Raw genomic sequence first — 20,938 nt, forward strand, 5'->3', positions numbered from 1 at the left:
TATGCCGCACTAAAAACACCTGTTTATTCCATTGTTTTCCTCATTAACTCTCTTTCTCAACTATGAAAAAAACATTACGCATCAGTCGGACGCTCTGGCTGCTTGCTCTATGCCTGACCAGCATATCCTCCTGGGCACAGATTACCCGCACGGTGACGGTCAGCACGACCGGTGGTAGCTCAACTTCTTCCGTGCAGAGCGCATTCATTAGCGCCGTGACCGACCTGCTAACCCAAATCCAGGCCGCCAATGCCCTTAGTCCAAGCGCCCCCACATACGTTGCTCCACAGACCATCACTTGGCGCCTGGTAATTCCACCGCTCGCGGGGGGAAGCGCCAGCCCTTACTACGTCGGCAACGCTAACGTTGACCGTGAAAGCCCCATTGCCATCAACCTGCAGAACCTGCAATACGCGGGACTCACCATCAACAGCGGAATGCCTGGGGTTACCACCTATATCAAGTATATAGACGGCTTAAAATTCGGTATCGACCCGGCCGACAACGTAACGTACAGTGTTGGATGCTTTATATACTTACAAAACTGTCGCAATGTGGTTATTCACGACCTTAACGTGAATGGCAACAATCCGGCTTTCATACGGAAAGCCACGAACTCTGACCATGGCTACCAACTGGATAACGACGGTATCTTCCTCGGTAAATGCCGTCGGGTGCGCATCAATAACGTGAGCTGCAAGTTCTTCGGGCGCGACGGCATTCAGGTGAACAGCCCCTTGAATACGCCCACCCCCACCGATACGGCCGCTAATTGCGATAACGTCCGGATTACTAATTCGCACTTCGACTACAACGCCCGGCAGGGATTGTCGTGGACGGGGGGCTGTGGTTTGGTAGCTACTACTTCCTCCTTCAGCCATACCGGCCGTGGAGTGCCAGGTTCGACAGCTCTCCCCATTATCAACGGTCCTACTGCTGGTATTGACATTGAGCCCGAGGGAGGTTTCTACGGAGTTAACCTAAGCTTCAGCAAGTGCCATATTAAGGATAACTTTGGCCGCGGCGTGCTGTCAGATTCAAAACCGGCTTTCATCTTTCATGCCCGCAATGTCTCGTTTGATAGCTGTACTATCAACAACTATAGCGGCGGTCCGGCTATCTGGACGGTCCGGCCAAACTTCACCTATACGAACTGTGATATCGTCGGTCGGATACAGGGCTGCTACTATGGTTCCGTCGACGCAGCCTGGGCCACCCGCTTCACTAACTGCCGCATCAGCGATACCTACATCGACGCAGCTGGAGGCAAGCATCCATCGATAATAAGTGAGGGCGGTGATAACTTCCTGCTGGCGCTTTACCGCAAATGCATTCAGACACGGTTCACTAGGTGCGAGTTTTACGCGGGTAATCTCAACTTAGCCAATATCGACCTGCACGGCGTTCAGGACACCGCCCAGTGGGTGATTTTCGAAGACAACACATTCAACCTGGGGTATAAGCTGGTCTCCGAGCAGCCTCAGCAAAGCTGGACCGGTAGCGGTACTACTTCGCGGTTCTGCGGTGTAATTTTCAAGGGCAACAACGAAATCCGCGATGCCGATATGGGTAATATTGGGGGCTGGGCTAATACCCCGGATGGACCTATCAACAAGGGCTGGCGCAATTCCTTTGGCAGCGTCCTCATCACCAGCGGCAGCGCGCATACTGGGAAGCTGACACTCGATACCGGCTTCAAAGCCGGACACTTGCTGGAGCTGGAAAACGAAACCTTCACCATTGGTAAGACAGAAAACGACGTGGCTGCTCTCGTGCTGGGTACGCACGATGATTATCTGCCTGAGACGACAATAACAGCGAGTACACCCAAGGTAAAAGCGGGTGCCTATATGCTTTTGTCCAATGCATCCATACCACCAATAATACGCGTGGGAACCAAATCAATGATTCATGTTCGTGAAGGAGCTCTCCTGCGGGGACAGGATAGCGACAAGCTCTACCTGAATGGCCGGTTTATCGTAGATGGCGGTGCATACCTGGGTCTGGCAGAGTATTTCCGAGTCATGTTTGGGCCGAAAAGCGAAGTATACGTTCACAAGAACGCTATCATCGCCCCAGATGAGCGGCGCCTGCCTGTATCTGTGTTCGGGGCCCTTAGCACTAACTGCGTCTTACTGACTTGTGTGCACGGTGGCAATCCTCGCTTCGACAACCAGAATAGCTTTCTATGTACAGAAGGAATGAAATTCAACGGTACGACCGATTACGTTACTGTGCAAGATAAGGTCAGTAGCCCCAAGCTGAATTTTGGTACTAATGACTTCGCCATTGACTTAGCATTTAAGATGCCCGCGTCAACCATCAATCGTCCCATGCTGCTGTTCACCAAAGCTAACGGCACCATTACCAGGTTGAGTGGTGGTGTTGGCTATAAAGTCGAAGTTCAGGACGGGTTTGCAATATTCATGGAGGGTAACGCTATGAATATTGCAACTAAATATAGTCGTTACACTAGCGATGCAATATTTGCTAACGATGCGTGCTACAATGTGCTTGTTACTCGGACTGAATCAGGGTTTGGTATTTTCATCAATGGAGCGCCTGTAGGGGTGACTCAGGTGATTTCAAGTGGTGCGCCATTAGGCCCGGAAAACCTGTCGTCGCCTACCGCCCCCTTGTATTTCGGCTATCCTAGCCCCGACTACTCCTTCAGTGGAATTATTGATGAGGTGCATATATGGAATGGTGCACGGACATCGTACACGGATGTGCAAAGCATGAGCATGCCTGTAACCGGTCTGTTGGGAGCATGGAGCATGCAGCAACCAGATGGCTTCATCCGGTACAATAACTGCACTGACTCCGATTGCACTTCCAGTCAGTATCCCTGCAATATCTACGGCAATTACGAGGAGGTGCCGGACTTATCTCAGGTAATGCCCGCTGACCGTCTATCCGGCACGCGAAGTACATCGGCTAGCAACCGCTGGGTGACCAAGGTCAATGTAAGTAATCACGAAGAAGGTCTTCTACGTCCTAACATGACGCCCATCAACACGGCCCCTATCTTCTTGGGAATAGGATGTATAAGTTGTACTCCATCCGCATTCACGGCTCCGACGGCTACTTGCTCCGGAAGTTCCCTCACCTTTAGCACTTCGCCGGATAATAATATCTCCTGGCAAACCTCTCCGGCTGGCGTCTTTACCCCTTCCTCTGGTACAGGCAGCTCATTTACAACAACCCCTTCATCGCCTACTGCTATCATAGGGACGGTCACTGCTACACGAACGAACTGCTCGAATCCTCAAAGCTTCAGCAGCAACATTGCCATTAGGCCTACTTGCCCTGAATCAACTGACTTCCCCATAACGCAGACTCGGGGGCAGTATAACTGCCTGACCAACCGTTGCCACTATGACTTCAGCATCACCAATCCGTTGGGATGGCCCTACAACTGGTCTCTTGATGGCAGCTACTCCAGCACCAGCATTGCCGTAGGCCGCGCCACGCCCTCGCCTTTCGTTCCCCTACCCACTGGCAACGGACCAGGCACCATGACCATCTACTGTGTCTTCCGCGACCCGGCGGGCTGCTGCGACGACGTGGTTGTGCCCGTGACCATCTGGTACGACGGCATTTACGGCGAAATCCATCGGAGTAGCACCAGTGGGACTACTCTATTGCCCACCCAAGCCTACCCGAATCCTGCCAGCGACTACCTAACGCTACCCGCAGGAGCAACGCAGGTGGAGTTCCGCAGCGTAATGGGCAAGCCCGTACTCAACAGCTCCCAGAATAAGGTCGATGTGCAGAACCTGCCCGATGGTCTGTACTCAGTGACGTATCTCCTCGACGGCAAGTCGACGACCCAACGTATTCAAATCAAGCACTAGCTTGTCACATTGTCTTATTATCAAAGCCCTGCTCTCACCGGCAGGGCTTTTTTATGCTCTTTAAGGTAGCACAAATGCCGCTTCCGGCCTCGGCTCCAATCCACTCACCGTGCTGGTGGCCCCGTCGTAGCCCTCGGTATCGGTGAGCAGCACCTTGTAGCCCATGCTGTACTGCCAGATGGCCGGCAGCTCGCTTTGCTCCTTCCGCGAGTAGGTGCGCACCAGGGCCCCGAAGTCGCCGCCACCGTCGAAGTGCTGCAGCGCCTTGTGAATCTCCCCCAGCAGTTGCAGCTTTGCTAAGGCCTGGCTGCGTTGCGAACTGCACTGGTAGCTGTCGGCCACCACCTGTACCGCGAGCGTCACGCGCACAATGGCGTCGCCGCGCTGGATGCCCTGCCCGATGTCATGCCAGTCGGCCTCGTCGAAGTCGAGTAGCACCACGCCGTCATGAAACGGCAGGGCGTACTCCTGCAGTTGGCCGTCGGGCGTGAGTTGGCCTTGGTCCAAGTCAATCCAGCCAATGCCGGGAATTTCAGCGGCGAGACGGTCGGCGAGTAGTGGGTAAACGGTAGCGAAGCTGCTCATTTCGTCAGTAGCTTGGTGATGTCTTTTGTGATGGTGCGGGTGATTTTACTCTTGACCGACTTGCCCACGGTGATGAACGGACGGGCCGGCAGATGCTCGAGCCCCTCCTGCTGGGCTTGGGCGTAGTCCTGCGTGCTGCCGATGGTCACACTGTTGGCTGTCGTGGCGACGATGCGCACCGAGCGGCGCAGCTTGCCCGTCTTGATGAGGATGGCCCGCTGCCGGGGGTTGGGCACCCGGGGCCCGCGCTTGCCGTCCTTCCGCTTGCGGCCGGGCTTCATATCGACCTGCTTCCTCGGCTCCCAGGGCACCACGCTGCCGCTGTCGTTCTCATAGCCCTGCCGGCGGAAGTTATCGGCCGACTCCTGCACCACCGCCCGGCCCAACAGCTTGGGCACCGTTTTCAGGTAGCTGCGTAGCTCCTTGCCAAATTGCTCCAGTCCGTTGCTCATAGCTGCTCCTCGATACGGCGCGCCTGCTCGGCGCTGAGTTGATAATACGGGTGGTCATCCCCGAAAATCCGCCCGGTTTTGCCCACGTTTTCTCGGAATTCATTGGCCGCTTCCGGTAGGCCGGCCAGCTGCTCGTCGGTGCTCAGGGTGGCGTCATCATCCACTTCGGTCACGCTGCACCGGCAGGCCCAGTCGAGGGGTGGGTAGTGGTCGTCCCAAAACGGGTCATCCTGTGCCCGGGTGATGCCGTCGAGGTCCTGATGCTCTTCGCGCACCCGGTCATCGCCGGCGGTGTCGTAGCGCAGCGGCCCGCCGCCGAACTCGCTCCACCGGGCCGCCATCTGGCTGCTGGCAATGGCTTGGTTGTACTCGGTGGCCAGGTAGTCCACGTTGTACTGCTGGTTGATGGCCAGCGCATCCTCGCGGAACTCCGCGAAGGGCCGCACGTTGCCCCCGGCATCGGTCAGCTTCTCCGTCATGGCCCGCTGCACGGCGGCGGTTTTGAAGCCCGAGAAGCGCTGCACGTTGGCCAGCAGGTAGCCGCGCAGCTTCTTGTCAGCTGCCCCGAAGCCCAACTGCACGGCATCTTCTAAATGATTGCGCAGGTAGCTGTAGAGCGGCTGGTCGATGGTGCCGTCGAACAGGTCGCCCCGCTCGTGAGTGGCTTTGATGAGGGCATTCACCAGCTTGGTGAGCTTGCCGTCGTCTTTGCTGCTGGCCTGTACGGCTGCGGTGTGCCCGCCGCAGCGGGAGCAGCTACGGGCGTAGAGCGTCGCCAGCTGCGCCGTCATCGTTGCCGCTATTGTTGCCGCCGGTTGGCTCGGGGCCGGCGTCCCCAGGGGCTTTCCCGGCGCAGGCGCAGGGGGTAGCTCGACTACTCCCTCCAGCCCGGCCAGCTTCAGCGCCTGCGCCAGGGGCACGCCGGCGGCCGTGGCGGCCTGCATGACCGACAACTGCCCCTTGAGCTTCTGCTGTGCTGTGGCCTCGCTGTCATCCTCCGCTGGTAGCAGCAGCTGCGCCCGGGCCTCGTTGCGCGACACCACGCCCTCCTCGATGTGGTAGCCTAGGATGGGCCGGGCTTCGGGCTTCGCGGTACCATCCGCGCCCTCAGTAGCCGCTTCCTCCACCTCAATCGGCACGCCGAAGCGCTCGGTCAGGTAGGATGCCGGCACCTTATAGCCCTTCTCCAGGATGCCTGCCACGATGGTCCATTGGTCTTTGATGCCCAGGTTTTCCGACTCATCGAAGACGAAGGCATACCCGGCCAGCGGATAGCCGTGCACTAGCAGGAACGGCAGCAACTCCTCATTCACCCAGTCGACCAGCCACGTCGAATCGTCGCGGGTGTAAGCATCGGCTACGCGCTCGTGGACGTTAGCCTGGCTCTGGCTGCTGCCGTCGTCGGTGGTCATGGTCTGGCCCAGCACCAGCTTGCTCAGCTCGCTGTTCACCCGGGCCAGGAAGCCGTCGTAAATCTTGTCGTTGCCGGTGCTCGGGGCAATGAAGTCAATTTTCATTTCGGTGCCCGAGAAGATGCCATAGCCGGCCTGGCCCATCTCGGCCATCATCTTCTCGGCCGCCTGAATCTGGGCTGCGTCCATGTCGCCACTCACTGAGCGGTAGGGCATGCCGAACATCTCGGTAAAGTCGGCCCAGGCGCTGAGCACGTTCTTCTTCCAGATAACGTAGGGCGCGGCCTTCACCAGCAGCCCGAGGTCGCGCAGGTTGCCCACCTCCAGCACCCAGGGCGCGTATTGCGGGTCGTTGCGGTAGTCGGTGCCGTTAATCATGCCCGGCATCGTGCGCACCAGCCCCGCCTCCGGGAACACATACTGCCGGTCGATGAGGCTCACCTTGTGGAATTCGCCATCGACGGGCGTGCCGAACTCCATCAGGCTATGCCCCCAAAACTTACTGTCCAGGGCCAGCTCGCAGGCCTGCCGGAACCACGGCCGCTGCAGCAGCTTCGTGAGTTTCGGGTTTTCCTTGCCGGCGGCATCCACCACCTTGAACGGGCGGCCCAGCACGTTGATTTTGCGGGTGCTCAGCACGCTCGACAGGTGCGCGTCCAGCACCACGTCGGCGTAGATGTTCAGCAGGTCGCCGCGGTCGGGGTAGAACACGGCCTCGGCTTTGTCGAGGGCCGCGCGCCACTTGCCCACGTCCTGGCGGATGCGGCGCACCTGCACCGGGAACGACTGCGAAAGGATACCGCCGCGCTTGTTGGCCGCGAAGCCGGCGCGGGCCGCGTTGGTGATGCTTTTGAAAGTGTCAATCAGTCCCATGCTAGTAGCCGTTGGTCAGTTTGGGGAGGGAGCCGCCGCGCGGCAGGATGTTATCGGGGTCAGGGGTGCCGTCGGGCTGGGTCACATTCTCCAGCGGCAGGCCGGTGCTGATGGTGCCCTTGCGGGCCATCTTGAGCCAGTTGAGGGCGTTGTCGTAGCGGTCCTGCCGAATCTGGGGCACGTTGCGCGGGTTCTGGCGGCTGTGCAGGTGATACAGGGCCATATCGACCAGGTACATTACCACCACGGGGCTGCGCTCCTCGCCCGTGCGGGTGAAGATGGCTTCCACGTCGAAGCGGCCGCGCAGGTAGCTCTCCATCTCGGACTGCGCGGCGAGGGCCGCCGCCTGCAGCAGCGGGTCGGAGCCGTCGGTGAGCAGGCCCCGGATTTCGTCGCGGATTTGCAGGCCGTAGTCGGTGGCGGTCAGGAAGGGCATGGGTAATAGTTAATTGTTAATAGCTGTTGGCGCGCACCCGGCCGGCCGAGGGCAGCGAGTCGATGAGCACCGGGGCGGGCTTGTGGAAGCGCCGCCATTGCTCCTTGAAGGCGCTGGTGTAGTAGTAGTCGTTGGCGTCGGAGGTGTGGCCGAACTTCTCGTAGCGGATGCCGGTATTTTCGTCCTTCACCTCCTCCTTGAGCTTGGTGCCGTCGGGCGCTTCCTTCAGGTAGATGTAGTCGCCGATGGTGTGCACGCAGCTTTCATCAATCAGGAATTCCAACCCGTCCAACTGCTTCTCGTGCACGGCCGTAATCCACTGACCTCGCACCGCTACCGGCGGCGCTTTGGTGGCTACCCGGTTTTGCGGGTGCAGCCGGGCCAGCTCCTTCAGGATGATGGAGTAGTCGTTGGTGCCTTCCTCGCTGCGGGTGTCGCGCTTCTTGCCCGAGGGGTCGCCGTAGATGAATAACCCACCCTCGTGCTGCCCGAATTTCGATTTCAGGAACGCCGCGCACACCTTACTCGTGGAGTTGTTGGGGTTCTCCAGGCAGATTTCCGCCAGCTGCACGTCGGTGGTGCCGTACTGCTGATGAATGGTCAACGTGTTGTAGGGAATGGCGTTCTGGTCGAAGCTCAGGTGCAGCGGCAGCTTCGGGTCGTAGCGGTGAGCATACTTGCCGACGTGCTTGCTGCGGTCGAACTGCTTATAGAACTCGCCCCCGGTGCGGCTGAACGGGTCGCCGAAAATCAGCATGCCGTGTTTGTCGATGTTGATGTTGGCGAACTGGTTGCTGATGTAGTTGCTCGGCAGGTTGTGCCCGTTGAGGTGGGTGGCGCTGATGGTCACCAGCTTGTTGCCCGCCTCGCGCCGGAAGTATTTCGGCGGCGTGTAGATGGTGCGCTTGATTTCGTCCTGCACCTGGTCGAGCGAAAACCACTCATTAATCCACGGCACCTTCGCGGGGGAAGTGAAGATATAGAGCGGGTTGAAGGGCTCGGGCGTGGGGTCTCCCACCAGCTCGCCGCGCTCGTTCACGTACATGCCCTGCTGGCGCAGGCGGCCCACGATGACCTCCTTCACGGCCACTTCCTTGGTGTCTTTGGTTTCGTCGAGCATGGCCCAGCAGATTTCCATGCCATCCAAGGCCTTATAGTTGTCGAGGCTGCCGATGTACACCACGGCGCCCCAACTGAAGCTCATGATGTTATTGTAGCTGTCGAACTCGTAGAAGGTGGTGAAGTGCTTGGGCGGGCGCTTGCCCACCACGTAGTGCCCGGTTTTCTTCTTGTCGTCCCACTCGGTTACCCCGAACTCCTGCTTCCACACTTCGCGGATGCGGAACAGCGTCGAGCGGGTGAGCTGGGCGTAGGTGTTGGCCGCGATGAGCCCGCGCATACGCGGGAAGCTCTGCAGGTAGAGGTACGAAATCACTCCGGCGAGGTGAGTTTTCCCGCTGCCCTGCCCGGCCAGAAAGAGGTTTACCTGCTTCCGGCTCTCGAAAATGTCGAACTGCGGGTCACTCAGGCTTATCATCAGTCGGGCGGTGGCGAATGACTTGGATAATGGCCGGCGGGGCCTGTGTGGCAATCTCGCCGCTGTGCTTCACCTCGGCCTTGTCGGTGATGCCCTCCACCAGCGCCATCCACAGCTTCACGGCCGTGGGGTCAGGCGGGTAGTGTTCGGTGTACTCGTGCCGCTCGACCACCGAGGGCTCGCCCTTGCCCTGCGACACGGCCAGAATCTTGACCGCTGGGTGCGAGTAGCCCGTGGCCCGCTCGTAGAGCTTCAATAGCACGTCAGACGTCAGGGCTTGGAACGGGTTGGCGCTGCCGTCGCCCAGCGTGATGCGCTCCAGGTGCTTGCTGATGGTCTTATCCGAGAACCCGGTAAGCTCGACCAGCTCCTGCACGGTGGGGGCGCGCAACTCATCTTTGATGAACGCAAGCATGTGCTTGCGAATCACCTTCCGGTTGCGCTTGCTGTCCTGGCGTTCAGTATTGGGGTTGCTGGGCATAGTACAATCGGGCATTTGGCCCTTTTCAGTAGGTTGAAGGGATGAGGGTAATAGAATAGGATGGAAAACTACTTGCCGGCCAAGGTAGTGCTGGATTCTTTTCAGTAATAAGGGGAATTTTTACTACGATTAAGGGGGAAAACTCCCCTTATTACTGACTAAGAAAAGTACCCGATTTGCGGGGGTAATAAGTTTGAGCATTCGTTTTCACACGCTGCTCTCATGGCCACCCCTACCCTTCAGATTTATTCCGCTATTGGCTTCAACCCGGCAACCGGGGCGGGGCTGAGCGCGGCCGAATTTGGGGCGAAGCTGGCCGAGGCGGAGGCGACGGGCGAAAAGCGCGTGGCCGTGCGCATCAACAGCGGCGGCGGCGACTGGCAGGAAGGCCAAACGATGTACGACCTACTCAAAGCCAGCTCGCTGAAAGTAGACACCTACTGCGTGGGGCTGGTGGCCTCGGCTGCTACCCTGCCCTTCATGGCGGGCAACAAACGGCTGATTTCAGCCCACGCCAAGCTGATGATTCACAACTGCGCGAGCGGCGCGGCGGGCGGGATTGCCGACCTGGAAAACGCCATCAACCAGCAGAAGGCCGTCAACGCCAGCATGGCCCAGCTGTATGCGTCGGCCTCGGGCCAGGCGGTCGAGAAGTGCGCCGAGCTGATGGCCGCCACTACCTACATGGATGCCGAAACGGCCGTGGCCCTGGGCTTCGCCACTGGCATCGTGGACGACGACAAAAAAGGCCTGGCCCCGCCGGCCGACATGCCCACCGCCGAGCTGGTGGGCTACTACGCTGCATTGCTTCCCCAACCCACGAACATGAAAAACCTACTCCTTCCCATCATGGCAGCCGCTGGGCTGTCCACCATTACCGCCGCCTCGCCCGACGCTGACGTGGCTCAGGCTGTATCGGCCGCCTTCACCGAGCGCGACAAGTTCAAAAAGGACGCCGAAGACGCCCGCGCCGCCGTGGCCGACGCGACCACCAAACTCACCGAGGCCGAGGACAAGCTAAAGGCATTCGAGGAGCAGGCCACCGCCAACGCTGCCACGGCCGCCGCCAACGCGGTAACTGCCCTTGTGGACGGCGCCATCAGCACGGGCAAAATCACGGCCAGCCTGAAAGACACCTACACCACGCTGGCCACGGCCGACCTGGCCAGCACCAAGGCCATCCTCGACGCAATGCCGGCCCGCCAGTCGCTCACCACCGTCATCGAGGCGCACGCCGACGGCACCAAGCTGGCGCCGCTCAGCGCGGCCGGCGCCATGCTGGAGGTGCAGGCCAACCTCAACAAGGGCAAATAGTCTCACCTCCCACGCTTTTTAACTCTAAGTAGCTGCTATGGCACTGCAAATTAACGATACCACCTACGCCGGCGAAGTTGCTTCGTCGTTCATCGTCAAGGCCGCCATCGGCAACGAAATCGTGCAGGGTGGGCACATCATGGTCAAGGACGGCATCAAAAAGAAGTACACCATCCCGCGCATGACCGTGGGCGACGACTTCATCCAGGACCGCGTGCCCACGCCCGTTTCGGGCGGCTCGGGCACCGGCAAGGGCACCATCACGGTGGATGCCCGCGTGCTGGAACCCAACGACTACATGATTTACCAGGAGTTCAACCCCAGAGACTTCGAGGACCACTGGGAGGCCGTGAACCTGAATCCTACCCTCATCGACCGGCGCCTGCCGGCCACGGTGGAATCGGTGATTCTGCAGGAGGTGATGAAGAAGCACAACCAGTGGCTGGGCGGTGCCATCATGCGCGGTAACACCGCCGTGACCACCAACAACCTGAAATATTTCGACGGCCTCATCACCCGCGCCATCGCCGACAGCGAAGTGCCGAAAGTGAGTTCGCCCGTGGTGCTGACAGTTTCCAACATCGAGGGCGAGTTGGAGCGCTCGCTGGCTACCGTGCCCGCTGCTGTGCTCTACGACCCCAACCTGAAGGTGTACGTGAGCTACAAAACGGCCCAGCTGTGGGAACGGGCCCAGCGCGCCGCCGGCTTCAAGGGCATCGACAACACCATGGCTGGCCTGATGCGCTTCGCTGGCCGCCAGATGGTGTACCTGTTCGGCATGCCCGACAACACCATCTTCTGGGCCAAGGGCGCCCCGGACATGACGAGCAACCTGTGGTTCGGCCTCAACTCGAAGGACGACGCCACGGTGCAAATCGCCCGCCTGCAGGCCAACAGCGAACTCTACTTCATCAAGATGCTCTGCAAGGCCGACACGAACTACGGCTACGGCGGCGAAACGACTCTCTACACGCTGTAAGCTAACAGCTAATAGCTAACACCCAAATGCGGGCACTCTTCGGGGTGGCCGCTTTTGGCGGCAACAGCCAATCAGTTTTAGCCTCATCACCATGGCCCTCAAGATTAACGACAAAGCCGGCATCCGCGCCACCTTCAACGCCTGTCCCGCCCTGAAAGAAGTGCATGTGCTGGAAAACGGCGACCACTACTTCAATAAGGAGCACGCCAAGACTGCCGCTGGCGAAAAAGGCAAGGTAGTCACCTACAAGGAGGACGCCAAGGAGCTCGAAGACGAGGCCCCGGCTACGCCTACTGCCTAAGATTCCTCACAACCTTTCTACCCCTGCCACCACCATGCACCTGACCCTTACACGCACCACCTTTACTGAGGAAAGCACCATCGGCGAGCTATTCGTGGATGGCAAGTTTGAGTGCTACGTGCTGGAGGACGTGGTGCGCCAGCCCGGCCAGGCCAAGGTGTGGGGCAAAACGGCCATTCCCACCGGCAAGTACCAGGTGCGCATCACCTACAGCAACCGCTTCCGCCGGCGGCTGCCGCTGCTGGTGAACGTGGCGGGCGGCGCCATCCAGTTCGGCGGCCGCCGCATCGACGACTGCGGCGTGCGCATCCACTCGGGCAACACCTCGGCCGATACGGAGGGCTGCCTGCTGGTGGGCCTCGACCAGAAAACCGATTTCGTGGGCCGCTCGCGCGACGCTTTCAGCCGCCTGCTGCCGCGCCTGCAGGATGCCGTGGCCGCTGGCACCGTCACCCTGACCATTTCCTAAGCCGTGAGCACGACTAACAACACCGTTTCGGCGGACTGGGTGAAGTGGGTGGCGGGCCTGGCGCTGACGCTCAGCGGCACGGCTTTCGGCTACGCCATCAACACCGAACACCGGCAGACGGCCACCGAAACCACTCTGGAGCAGCACCTCGCTGATGCACGGGAAACCAAGGCCGAAATAAACGCCCGCCTCAAAGCTACCGAGGACAAACAGGCGGCCGTGCTGGAAAGCATCAACGCCGTGCGCGTGGACGTGGCCGCCATCCGTGGTGCCCTGGGCATCAAACGCCAACAACCAATCGACCAGTAAGCTATGCGCATCCTTCTTACTCTCGCCATCGCTTCCCTGGCCCTGAGCAGCTGCAAGCTCGGCAAGCTATTCGAGCCCTCGCCTGAGCGGCAGTTGGGCCGGCTGCTGACGGCGCATCCCGAGCTGGCCGCGGCCGACACGGTGACCATTCACGACACCATCACGGTGCCCCAGGTCCACGTCGAAACCAAGTTCGTGTACCGCGCCAACCCGGCCCGGGAACACACCGACAGCCTGCGTCTCGACTCGCTACTGCAGAAACTGGAAACCCACCTCGACACGGCCAGCCGCCGGGCGACGGTGCGCGAGGTGTTCCAATACGTGCGCACCGAGCGGCCCCGCTTTCCGGACACGCTCTGCTTCGACACGCTGGGCCTGCGCGGCAAGGTGTGGCGCACCGGCTCAGCCTACCAAATCAGCCTTACCCGCAAAGAAATCCGGCAGCCCCACGCCGCCCGCGCCGTGGTGGCCCGCCTCAAGCCCTGCGACTGCGCCCCGCTGGTGTGGTACGACCCGCGCACCTGGCCCTACGGCTGGCTACTGTGTGGCATCCTCATCGGCCTTATCGCTCGCTTCCGTCAATCCCGCTCCGCATGAAAACGCTACTCGCCCGCTTTACCGGCCCGACCCCGGCCTTTTGGCGCCGGGTGCGCAATGCCACCATCATCGTGGCCGGCGGGGCTGAGTTCGTCCTGAACTATTCGGCCACGCCCGAGGCCTGGCTGCCGCTGCTCAAAACCGTGGCCACCATCGCCGCCACTGCGGCCTTCGTGGCGCAGCTGACCTGCAAAGATTCCCCCACCGACCAACCCGCCTCCTAACCTATGGCCCTGCCCGATATTACCATCACCAAAGCAGCCGGCGGCCTCGGCCGGCAGCAGCCCACCGACGACGGCATCAGTGCCTTCATCACCCAGGGCGTGGCCATCAGCGGCAAGCTCACGCTGGGCACCGTGTACGAGCTGCGCAGCATCCAGGCGGCTGAAGCCATCGGCATCACGGCCACCGCCACCAACTTCACCAGGACCTACCGGCACCTGAGTGAGTTCTTTCGCCTGAGCCCCGGCGCGGTACTGCTGTTCATGGCCGTGGCCCGCACGGCGACCATGGCCGACATCTGCGACCATACCCTGGGCGGTGGCGCGAAAGCCCTGCTCAGCAATGCCAACGGCCGCGTGAAGCAACTCGCCGTCTGCCTGAACCCGGCCAGCGGCTACACACCCGTCACTACCGGCGGCCTTGACGCTGACGTGCTGACGACCGTCGCCAAGGCCCAGGCCCTGGCGGCCGAGGAATTCGACCAGCACCGCCCGGTTGCGGTGCTGCTGGCGGGCCACAGCCTGCTCGCCGACCTGACCACCGCCCCGAACCTGCGCGCCCTGAGCAGCGAGTACGTGGCCGTGGTAGCGGGCACCGACCACACGCTGCTGCCCAACGAGCCTGCCATCGGCACGGCCCTGGGCGCTATCTCGGCCGCCCGCGTGAATGAGTCGATTGCCTGGGTGCAGAAGTTTAACCTGACCGGCGACGGCAGCTTCGTGAACGCGGGCCTGAGCAACGGCAAAGCCTTAAGCGAGCTGCTGCCCGGCGACCTGGGCGCCTTGTCGGATAAGGGATTCATCGTCGTGCGGCAACACGCCGGCCTCGACGGCTTCTACTTCTCCGACACCCCCACCTGCACGGTTGTCAGCAGCGATTACGCGCAACTCGAAAACGTGCGCACCACCAACAAGGCCGCCCGCGTGTGCCGCACGGCCCTGCTGCCAGCCCTCAACGGCCCGCTGCCGGTGAATGCCGACGGCACCCTGCAGGCGCAGGTCATCGGCGAGTTGCAGGGCAAGGCCAAAACGGCCCTGAACGCGGCCCTATTGGAATCCGGCGAGGCCTCAGCCCTGGGGGTGTACATCGACCCCGCGCAGAACGTCATCAGCGACTCCAAGCTGGCCGTGAAGGTGCGCATCGTGCCCACGGGTGTAGCTCGCCAGATTACGGTTGACCTCGGCCTTTCCACTAAACTCTCCTAAGCCTTATGGACTTCGTTCCCCAAATCAACGGCCGGGCCTACGACTGGGCCAGCATCAAGCTGCAACTGCTGGGCCAGACCGTGGCCGGCATTACCGCCATCAGCTACGGCGTCAAGCAGGAGAAAGTCAACAACTACGGCGCGGGCGTGAACCCGGTAAGCCGGGGCTATGGCAAGCGCGAACCCAACGCCAGCATTACGCTGGAAATGAAAGAGGTGGAGCGCATCATGGCCGCCCTGCCTCCCGGCGGCTCGCTGCTCGACATTCCGCCCTTCCCCATCCCGGTAGCCTACGTGAACGCGAGTAATCAACTGATTACGCACACGATAATGAATGCGGAATTCACCGAGAATAAGCGCGAAATCAAAACCGGCGATACCAATATCGAGGTGGAACTGCCCCTCGTCGTTTCTCACATTGAAGGTCTGTAAATCATGAGCACCACCCCCGAGCAAATCACCACCTGGAAACAGGAACACGGCGAAATTAAAAGTATCTCGGTCACCGTTGCCCCTGGCGACGTGGCCACCGCCTACCTCAAACCAGCCAACCGCAACGTGGTGGCGTTTGGGGTAACCAAAATGGCCAGCAACAAGATTGTGGAGGCCGGCGAGTTCGTGCTGCAAAACTGCTACATCGGCGGCGACGAGCGGCTGAAAATCACCGGGCAGGCCGAAAGCCCGGCGCAGGTAGCGGCTGCCATCGCGGCGTCCTCGCTGCTGAAGATGCTGGAGGTCGAAGTAAAAAACGCCTAGCCGCCGCGCCGGTCATCAGCGACAAGCCCGAAGATGACGACCTGCAAAAGATGGCGGCTCTGATTTCCTATTTCCTGCACGACCCACACCCCGAGCGCCTCAGTGATGAGGAGTTCGGGGCGAAGTTCCAGCAAGCCGACTGGCTGCGGCGCAATCCCCAGATACGCGGTATCACGCCGGCCCTACTCGTGAGTTCTGCTTAACGCCTCACCTGTGATAGCGCTGCCAGGGTTTCCCGGTGGCGCTTTTCGGCTAAATCCTGATTGCGCGAGGCCACTCCCCAGATAGCAGCTGGAATCCAGCCAATGAGGGTGAACTGTAGAATAAAGCAGATAATACCCTTGAGAAAATGGCCATTGACAATCATTGACAGGCCGGGAATGAGAATAGCAAGCAGCATCGTGGCAGATGGTAAAGTGAGCCAGCAAACCTACTGAATTTTAGATAAACGATGAGCGCTGCAAACCTGAATTTTCGCCTGACGCTGGAAGACTTGCTCGGGCCAAAGGTGGCCAGTGCCATTCGGCAGGTGCAGAGCCTGAGTCAGCAGGTTGAGAAGCCGCACAAGCTCAACGTTGATACCAGCCAGGCGCAGGGAGGTATGTCCAGCATCATGGGCATGGTGGGCAAGCTGGGATTGGCCGCTGGCATCGCGGCTGGGGCTAAGGCTATCGGCGGCATGGGCATTGCCATGGAGCAGACGCGGGTGCAGTTCGAAACCTTCACCGGCTCAGCCGAGAAGGGCAACGCCGTCATTGCCGATTTGCAAAAGTTTGCCAACCTGACCCCCTTCGATGATGAACAGGTAATTTCAGCAGGACGCCAGTTGCTGGCATTCGGCGAGGATGCCGGCAGCCTGAACCCCATCCTGACCAAGCTCGGCAACATCAGCAGCGCCACCGGTAAGGACTTTGGCGAGTTGGTGAGCATCTACGGCAAGAACAAGCTCTCAGGCGTTATTCAGGGCGAAGACCTCAACCAGCTCACCGAGTCGGGCATTCCCGTCATGGATTCGCTGGCCCGGCAGTTGGGCGTCACCACCGACCAGGTGAAAAAGATGGGCAGCGAGGGCAAAATCAGCTTCTCGATGCTGGAAACAGCCTTCGATGAGTTGGGTGGCGCTGGCGGCAAGTGGGGCAACCTAATGGACAAGCAGAGCCAGACGGTGGCTGGGCGCTGGTCGTCGCTGGTGGGCTTTGCCCAGAACATGGGCGGCAAGATGGGCGAGGCCCTGCTGCCGGCCATGGGCGTTATCGTGGACGGGGGCAATGAGCTGCTGCAATTTATTCAGCAGAATACCGATAAAATCAAGGTGATGTTTCAGCCGGTGATGGATGCCATTCAGCCACTGATTGACGAATTCCAAGCCATCAAAACCGAGATTTTTGGCACCAGCGAGGCGGGCGACATCCTGAATACGGTATTCAACGTGGTGGCCACCGTCATTAAGTACCTGTCCCCGGTGCTTAAGATTGCTGCGACCTTTATCGGCGAGGTGTACAAACAGGTTTTCCGCGTGGTGAAAGTCATCGGCGAGTGGCTGGCCACCAGCCCCCGCGTGCAGAAGTTTCTCGCCGGGCTTTGGGAGGGGGCCGTGGCAGCCTTCAAGGGTATTGCCGAGGCGGCCAGCAAGTTCCTGGGCGGCGTGGGTGGCATCATTGAGGGCATTTTCACGGGCGACTTTGGCAAGATTAAGGATGGGTTGATGCAGACGCTGAACGCCGTCGGCGATACCCAATTTGAAAAGCTGGGCATGAAGGCCGCTGAGGGCTTCAACGACGGCTACGCCAAAGGTTTCGAGCCGGTGAACCTGTTCGGCAACGACAAGCCCAGCGGCGACGCGGCCAGCAGCTTCCTGAATGGGGGCACCAAACCCGGCGGGGCAAAAGCGCCCGCGATGACGGCCGCCGCCAGCAAGGCGGCCGGGGGCGTGTCCGGCGCGGGCGGCAAGGGCATTACCAACATTCACCTGCACGTCGGTACCGTCTTCCCGAATGCGACCATCACGGCCGGCACCCCGCAGGAGGCCGCGCGCGACGTGTCGGGCATGTTCGGCGACTGGATGCGGGCCGAGTTCAACGACCTCAACACCCTAGCCTCGACCTAAGCCATGCCCTACGGACTGAACCCCAGCACTGCCGTAGATAGCCTGACCGGGCGCGGACTCGCCGTGTCCACCGACCAGGTAAACCGGGGCCTGGGCGGCAGTGCTTCGCTGCCCGTGGACCTACGCGCCCTCACGTTGGAAGCCTTTGGATACTCGGGCCTGCGCCGCTACCAGGTGCCGGGCAACCGGGGCCAGGAGGGCGTCGATGGCTTCTACGCGACGCCTGAAAACCTGGGCCAGTCGCCCGATGGTCACACCAATATGTTCGGGCTGCCGGTATTTGTGGCGGTGAATTTCGGGGCCGTGGGGGGCAACGATACCCGCCGCGACTTCTACGGCCTGACGCTACTCGACCCGCTGGTGAGCGTGGACGAACCTTTCAACATCATCACCACCCCCATCACCGGCCGCAAGGGCACGGTCAAGGAATACATCGGCAAAGGCGACTACGCTGTGACCATCCGCGGCATCCTCGCCACCAGCATCACGGCCGAAAACCGCTTCGCCTACCCGCTGGCGGAGGTGCAGGAGATGGAGCAGCTCGCCAACCTGGGCGTGGCCGTGCCGGTGTCGGGCTGGCTGCAGGACGTGTACGGCATCAACAGCCTGATTATCCGCAACGCCCGCTTCGAGAGCCTGAACGGCTTCGTGAACCTGCAAGCCTTCGAGCTGGAATGTCTATCTGATGACCCCATCGAATTAATCCTCTGAGCCATGTTTTCCCTGGTTGATGGCATTTCTATTCAGATTGGTGGGCGCAAGCCCATTACCATCGTCCACGAAGTGGAGATAGAAAGCGCGTGGGCGAAGTTCACCGATACGGCCACCATCACCCTGCCCCGCAACCTGAACGTGCTACACGCCGGCATCAGCACCCCACTGCCCGACCTCATCAGCGTGGGCGACACCGTGGAAATTAAGTACGGCTACGACGGCCAGTTGCGCACCGAGTTCACGGGCTATGTGTCGGAGTTGAAGCCGGGCACCCCGTTCCAAATCAAGTGCGAAGACCAGATGTGGGCGCTGAAACGGCAGACCCTGAAAAGCAAATCGTGGCATTCGGTCACGTTGCGCGAGGTGCTGACCTATATCCGCGACCAGTCGAGCCTCACGTTCGAGATTCGGGAGCTGGGCAAGCTGGACGTGGGCAAGTACATGATTGACCGGGCCACCGGGGCGCAGGTGTTTGACAACCTTAAAAAGCTCTTTGGGCTCAACTGCTTTTTCCGCGACGGGGTGCTGGTAGCGGGTAAGCCCTACGACAGGGCCACGGCCAAAACCCACGCTTACGGCTTCCGGCAGAACATCATCGACAGCGACCTGGCCTATATCAATGCCGCCGACGTGGCCCTGCACTTTCGCGCCACCAGCACCCAGCCCGATGGCAAGAAGGTGCAGGTGGATGCCTCGGGCGTGGTGAAAACCAATAAGGTGAAAGGCGACAACACGGCCCGCGTGACGGCCCTCAGCGCCGGTATCAGCAAGGGCGAGCTGCGCACGCTCATCGGCCCGCCCGGCCTTACTGCTGCCCAGTTGCTGAAATGGGTAGAGTTGGAGGCGGGCCGCCTGCGCTTCGACGGCTACCGGGGCGGGCTGACCTCCTTCAACCTGCCCACGGCCGAACACGGCGATATCGCCACCATTACCGACCCCGACTATCCCGAGCGGGCCGGCTCCTACTACATCGACAGCGTGAGCAAAACCTTTGGGGTGAATGGCTCGCGGCGCAAACTCAAACTAGGCCCCCGCGCATGACCGCCCGCGAAGTATTCACCCGCCTCATTGATAGCCGCATCCCGACGCAAGTCGTGGGCGGCACGGTGCTGCGCGTGGATAAGACCCGCGCCGTGTGCGACGTGAAGCCCGCCGATGACGAGGCGGCCGAGCTGCTCGACGTGCAGCTGCGGGCCGTGGACGACGGCAGCACCACCGGCTTCATCCTGTGGCCCGTGGAGGGCTCGCCCGTGCTGGTGGGCCTCATCGACAACGACCCCAACAACTGCGTGGTGGTGGGGGTGTCGCGGGTGGAGCAGTTCACCCTCGCCACCGAAACCGACAGCGCGGGCAAGCTCTGGGCCGACTTGTGTGCCGTTCTGGAGGAACTCACTGTCCCTACCAGCGGCGGCCCGAGCGGGAGGCCCATCAACCTGCCTGCCATTCAACGAATCGCCCAACGCGCCGCCGCGCTATTCACCTCTTAACTGATGGCCCTCAACACCGCCCAAGCCGAAACCGACGTGCTGGCCCTGCTCGATGACATGGCCGCCCGAACGACTGACCCCGGCCAATCGCGCCGCGACTACGCCCGCGAGCTGGTGCGCATCATGGCCGACATGATGCGCACGGGCACCGTGACGGGCACCGTGACCACGACCGGCAGCGCCACCACTCAAACCGGCACCATTACCACCGCGACCATCTCCTGACCATGCCCGCCGCTACCGACCTGTTACTTGGCCCAGACTACGACCTCGCTTTTACCGAGGCCGGCGACCTAGCCGTGGGTGCCAGCGACAGCCAACACCTGGCCCTGCTGTTCTACACCTACCAAGGCGAGTGGAAGGCCGACCCATTGGTGGGCATCGGCCTGCGCCGCTACCTGAACGCCCCACTCGGGCCGGCGGAAGCGGCGGCCCTCAACCGCGAGGCATCCATTCAATTCACCCGTGACGGCTTCCAGGTACTGGCCCTGGACCTCTCCGACCTGTCGGCCGCCGTCCTTAACGCTGTGCGCCCATGAGTACCCACACCATCATCACCGCCGGGCAGTCGCTGCTCGATGTGGCCGTGCAGGAGTTGGGCAGCCTCGAAAGCCTGTTCGACCTAGCCGACGCGGCGGGGCTCGCCATCACCGACGCCCTAACGCCCGGGGCTATGCTACCGGTACCCGCCAGCGCCGCCGCCCTGCCGGACGTGGCCCGCTACTTCGCCGGCCGTGGGCAGCGCATCAACACGGGCGACGTGCCCGCCGGCGTCCCGCCACCCCGCCCCGGCGACTACACCCTTGACTACGCTCCCGGCGACTACCTCACGATTTAGCCCACAGC

At 60.9% G+C, this 20,938-nt stretch carries 26 protein-coding genes; 19 read left to right on the forward strand and 7 right to left on the reverse strand.

What is annotated here, in order from left to right:
• Positions 1-62 precede the first annotated feature (62 nt).
• The gene (locus Q5H93_RS21645) at positions 63-3,857 is read left to right on the forward strand and encodes a LamG-like jellyroll fold domain-containing protein (RefSeq protein WP_305008789.1); all 3,795 of its coding nucleotides are present in this window, start codon (positions 63-65) and stop codon (positions 3,855-3,857) included.
• Positions 3,858-3,917: 60 nt separating this feature from the next.
• Here the strand turns inward: Q5H93_RS21645 and Q5H93_RS21650 are convergent, their stop codons facing one another.
• The 6 genes from Q5H93_RS21650 to Q5H93_RS21675 are packed head-to-tail and all read right to left on the reverse strand — an operon-like array spanning position 3,918 to position 9,648.
• The gene (locus Q5H93_RS21650) at positions 3,918-4,442 is read right to left on the reverse strand and encodes a hypothetical protein (protein ID WP_305008790.1); all 525 of its coding nucleotides are present in this window, start codon (positions 4,440-4,442) and stop codon (positions 3,918-3,920) included.
• Complete coding sequence (locus tag Q5H93_RS21655) at positions 4,439-4,894, reverse strand: phage virion morphogenesis family protein (RefSeq protein WP_305008792.1); 456 nt, start codon at positions 4,892-4,894, stop codon at positions 4,439-4,441. The genes Q5H93_RS21650 and Q5H93_RS21655 overlap by 4 nt, the downstream gene beginning before the upstream one ends.
• Positions 4,891-7,179, reverse strand: coding sequence for a phage portal protein family protein (locus Q5H93_RS21660; RefSeq protein ID WP_305008793.1), 2,289 nt, complete (start codon positions 7,177-7,179; stop codon positions 4,891-4,893). The genes Q5H93_RS21655 and Q5H93_RS21660 overlap by 4 nt, the downstream gene beginning before the upstream one ends.
• A 1-nt stretch (position 7,180) precedes the next feature.
• On the reverse strand, positions 7,181-7,615 hold the full coding sequence (locus tag Q5H93_RS21665; RefSeq protein WP_305008795.1) for a phage protein Gp36 family protein: 435 nt from the start codon (positions 7,613-7,615) through the stop codon (positions 7,181-7,183).
• Between the two features lie 16 nt (positions 7,616-7,631).
• Positions 7,632-9,152, reverse strand: a complete 1,521-nt coding sequence (locus Q5H93_RS21670) for a terminase large subunit domain-containing protein (protein WP_305008796.1) — start codon at positions 9,150-9,152, stop codon at positions 7,632-7,634.
• Positions 9,136-9,648, reverse strand: a complete 513-nt coding sequence (locus Q5H93_RS21675; protein WP_305008798.1) for a hypothetical protein — start codon at positions 9,646-9,648, stop codon at positions 9,136-9,138. Before Q5H93_RS21675 ends, Q5H93_RS21670 begins: the two co-directional genes overlap by 17 nt.
• A gap of 207 nt (positions 9,649-9,855) precedes the next feature.
• Here Q5H93_RS21675 and Q5H93_RS21680 point away from each other — a divergent pair, with 207 nt between their 5' ends.
• The 11 genes from Q5H93_RS21680 to Q5H93_RS21730 all read left to right on the forward strand — a co-directional run bounded on the left by Q5H93_RS21680 (position 9,856) and on the right by Q5H93_RS21730 (position 15,987).
• Positions 9,856-10,947 (forward strand): Clp protease ClpP, encoded by a 1,092-nt coding sequence (locus tag Q5H93_RS21680; protein ID WP_305008799.1) that lies wholly within the window; start codon positions 9,856-9,858, stop codon positions 10,945-10,947.
• Positions 10,948-10,984: 37 nt separating this feature from the next.
• On the forward strand, positions 10,985-11,926 hold the full coding sequence (locus Q5H93_RS21685) for a hypothetical protein (RefSeq protein WP_305008800.1): 942 nt from the start codon (positions 10,985-10,987) through the stop codon (positions 11,924-11,926).
• Between the two features lie 91 nt (positions 11,927-12,017).
• Positions 12,018-12,227, forward strand: coding sequence for a hypothetical protein (locus Q5H93_RS21690; protein WP_305008801.1), 210 nt, complete (start codon positions 12,018-12,020; stop codon positions 12,225-12,227).
• 34 nt (positions 12,228-12,261) lie between these two features.
• On the forward strand, positions 12,262-12,696 hold the full coding sequence (locus Q5H93_RS21695; RefSeq protein WP_305008802.1) for a DUF5675 family protein: 435 nt from the start codon (positions 12,262-12,264) through the stop codon (positions 12,694-12,696).
• A gap of 3 nt (positions 12,697-12,699) precedes the next feature.
• Entirely contained in the window at positions 12,700-13,005 is a 306-nt protein-coding gene (locus Q5H93_RS21700) for a hypothetical protein (RefSeq protein ID WP_305008803.1), read from the forward strand.
• 3 nt (positions 13,006-13,008) lie between these two features.
• The gene (locus Q5H93_RS21705; protein ID WP_305008804.1) at positions 13,009-13,602 is read left to right on the forward strand and encodes a hypothetical protein; all 594 of its coding nucleotides are present in this window, start codon (positions 13,009-13,011) and stop codon (positions 13,600-13,602) included.
• Positions 13,599-13,826: a hypothetical protein gene (locus tag Q5H93_RS21710; RefSeq protein ID WP_305008805.1), complete on the forward strand. Its 228-nt coding sequence runs from the start codon at positions 13,599-13,601 to the stop codon at positions 13,824-13,826. Before Q5H93_RS21705 ends, Q5H93_RS21710 begins: the two co-directional genes overlap by 4 nt.
• Positions 13,827-13,829: 3 nt before the next feature.
• On the forward strand, positions 13,830-15,029 hold the full coding sequence (locus tag Q5H93_RS21715) for a DUF2586 family protein (protein ID WP_305008806.1): 1,200 nt from the start codon (positions 13,830-13,832) through the stop codon (positions 15,027-15,029).
• 5 nt (positions 15,030-15,034) lie between these two features.
• Positions 15,035-15,460 carry a hypothetical protein gene (locus tag Q5H93_RS21720; protein ID WP_305008807.1) on the forward strand — a complete coding sequence of 142 codons (426 nt, stop codon included), beginning with the start codon at positions 15,035-15,037 and terminating at the stop codon, positions 15,458-15,460.
• A gap of 3 nt (positions 15,461-15,463) precedes the next feature.
• Positions 15,464-15,784, forward strand: coding sequence for a hypothetical protein (locus tag Q5H93_RS21725; protein ID WP_305008808.1), 321 nt, complete (start codon positions 15,464-15,466; stop codon positions 15,782-15,784).
• Between the two features lie 50 nt (positions 15,785-15,834).
• On the forward strand, positions 15,835-15,987 hold the full coding sequence (locus Q5H93_RS21730) for a hypothetical protein (RefSeq protein WP_305008809.1): 153 nt from the start codon (positions 15,835-15,837) through the stop codon (positions 15,985-15,987).
• Here the strand turns inward: Q5H93_RS21730 and Q5H93_RS21735 are convergent.
• Complete coding sequence (locus Q5H93_RS21735) at positions 15,984-16,184, reverse strand: hypothetical protein (protein WP_305008810.1); 201 nt, start codon at positions 16,182-16,184, stop codon at positions 15,984-15,986. The genes Q5H93_RS21730 and Q5H93_RS21735 overlap by 4 nt on opposite strands.
• A gap of 51 nt (positions 16,185-16,235) precedes the next feature.
• On the opposite strand from Q5H93_RS21735, the gene Q5H93_RS21740 reads away from it, so the two are divergent.
• Genes Q5H93_RS21740 through Q5H93_RS21770 form a run of 7 tightly spaced genes read left to right on the forward strand, consistent with a single transcriptional unit; the run spans position 16,236 to position 20,930 of the window.
• Complete coding sequence (locus tag Q5H93_RS21740; protein WP_305008811.1) at positions 16,236-17,891, forward strand: tape measure protein; 1,656 nt, start codon at positions 16,236-16,238, stop codon at positions 17,889-17,891.
• Between the two features lie 3 nt (positions 17,892-17,894).
• Positions 17,895-18,602, forward strand: a complete 708-nt coding sequence (locus tag Q5H93_RS21745) for a DUF6046 domain-containing protein (protein WP_305008812.1) — start codon at positions 17,895-17,897, stop codon at positions 18,600-18,602.
• Positions 18,603-18,605: 3 nt separating this feature from the next.
• Entirely contained in the window at positions 18,606-19,646 is a 1,041-nt protein-coding gene (locus Q5H93_RS21750; RefSeq protein WP_305008813.1) for a hypothetical protein, read from the forward strand.
• Positions 19,643-20,092 (forward strand): hypothetical protein, encoded by a 450-nt coding sequence (locus Q5H93_RS21755; RefSeq protein ID WP_305008814.1) that lies wholly within the window; start codon positions 19,643-19,645, stop codon positions 20,090-20,092. The genes Q5H93_RS21750 and Q5H93_RS21755 overlap by 4 nt, the downstream gene beginning before the upstream one ends.
• A 3-nt stretch (positions 20,093-20,095) precedes the next feature.
• Positions 20,096-20,317: a hypothetical protein gene (locus tag Q5H93_RS21760; protein ID WP_305008815.1), complete on the forward strand. Its 222-nt coding sequence runs from the start codon at positions 20,096-20,098 to the stop codon at positions 20,315-20,317.
• A 2-nt stretch (positions 20,318-20,319) separates the two neighbouring features.
• Positions 20,320-20,631, forward strand: coding sequence for a hypothetical protein (locus tag Q5H93_RS21765; RefSeq protein WP_305008816.1), 312 nt, complete (start codon positions 20,320-20,322; stop codon positions 20,629-20,631).
• Positions 20,628-20,930 (forward strand): hypothetical protein, encoded by a 303-nt coding sequence (locus tag Q5H93_RS21770; protein WP_305008817.1) that lies wholly within the window; start codon positions 20,628-20,630, stop codon positions 20,928-20,930. The genes Q5H93_RS21765 and Q5H93_RS21770 overlap by 4 nt, the downstream gene beginning before the upstream one ends.
• The last annotated feature ends 8 nt before the right edge of the window (positions 20,931-20,938 follow it).

It is taken from the genome of Hymenobacter aranciens, assembly GCF_030580865.1.
Classification (GTDB): domain Bacteria; phylum Bacteroidota; class Bacteroidia; order Cytophagales; family Hymenobacteraceae; genus Hymenobacter; species Hymenobacter aranciens.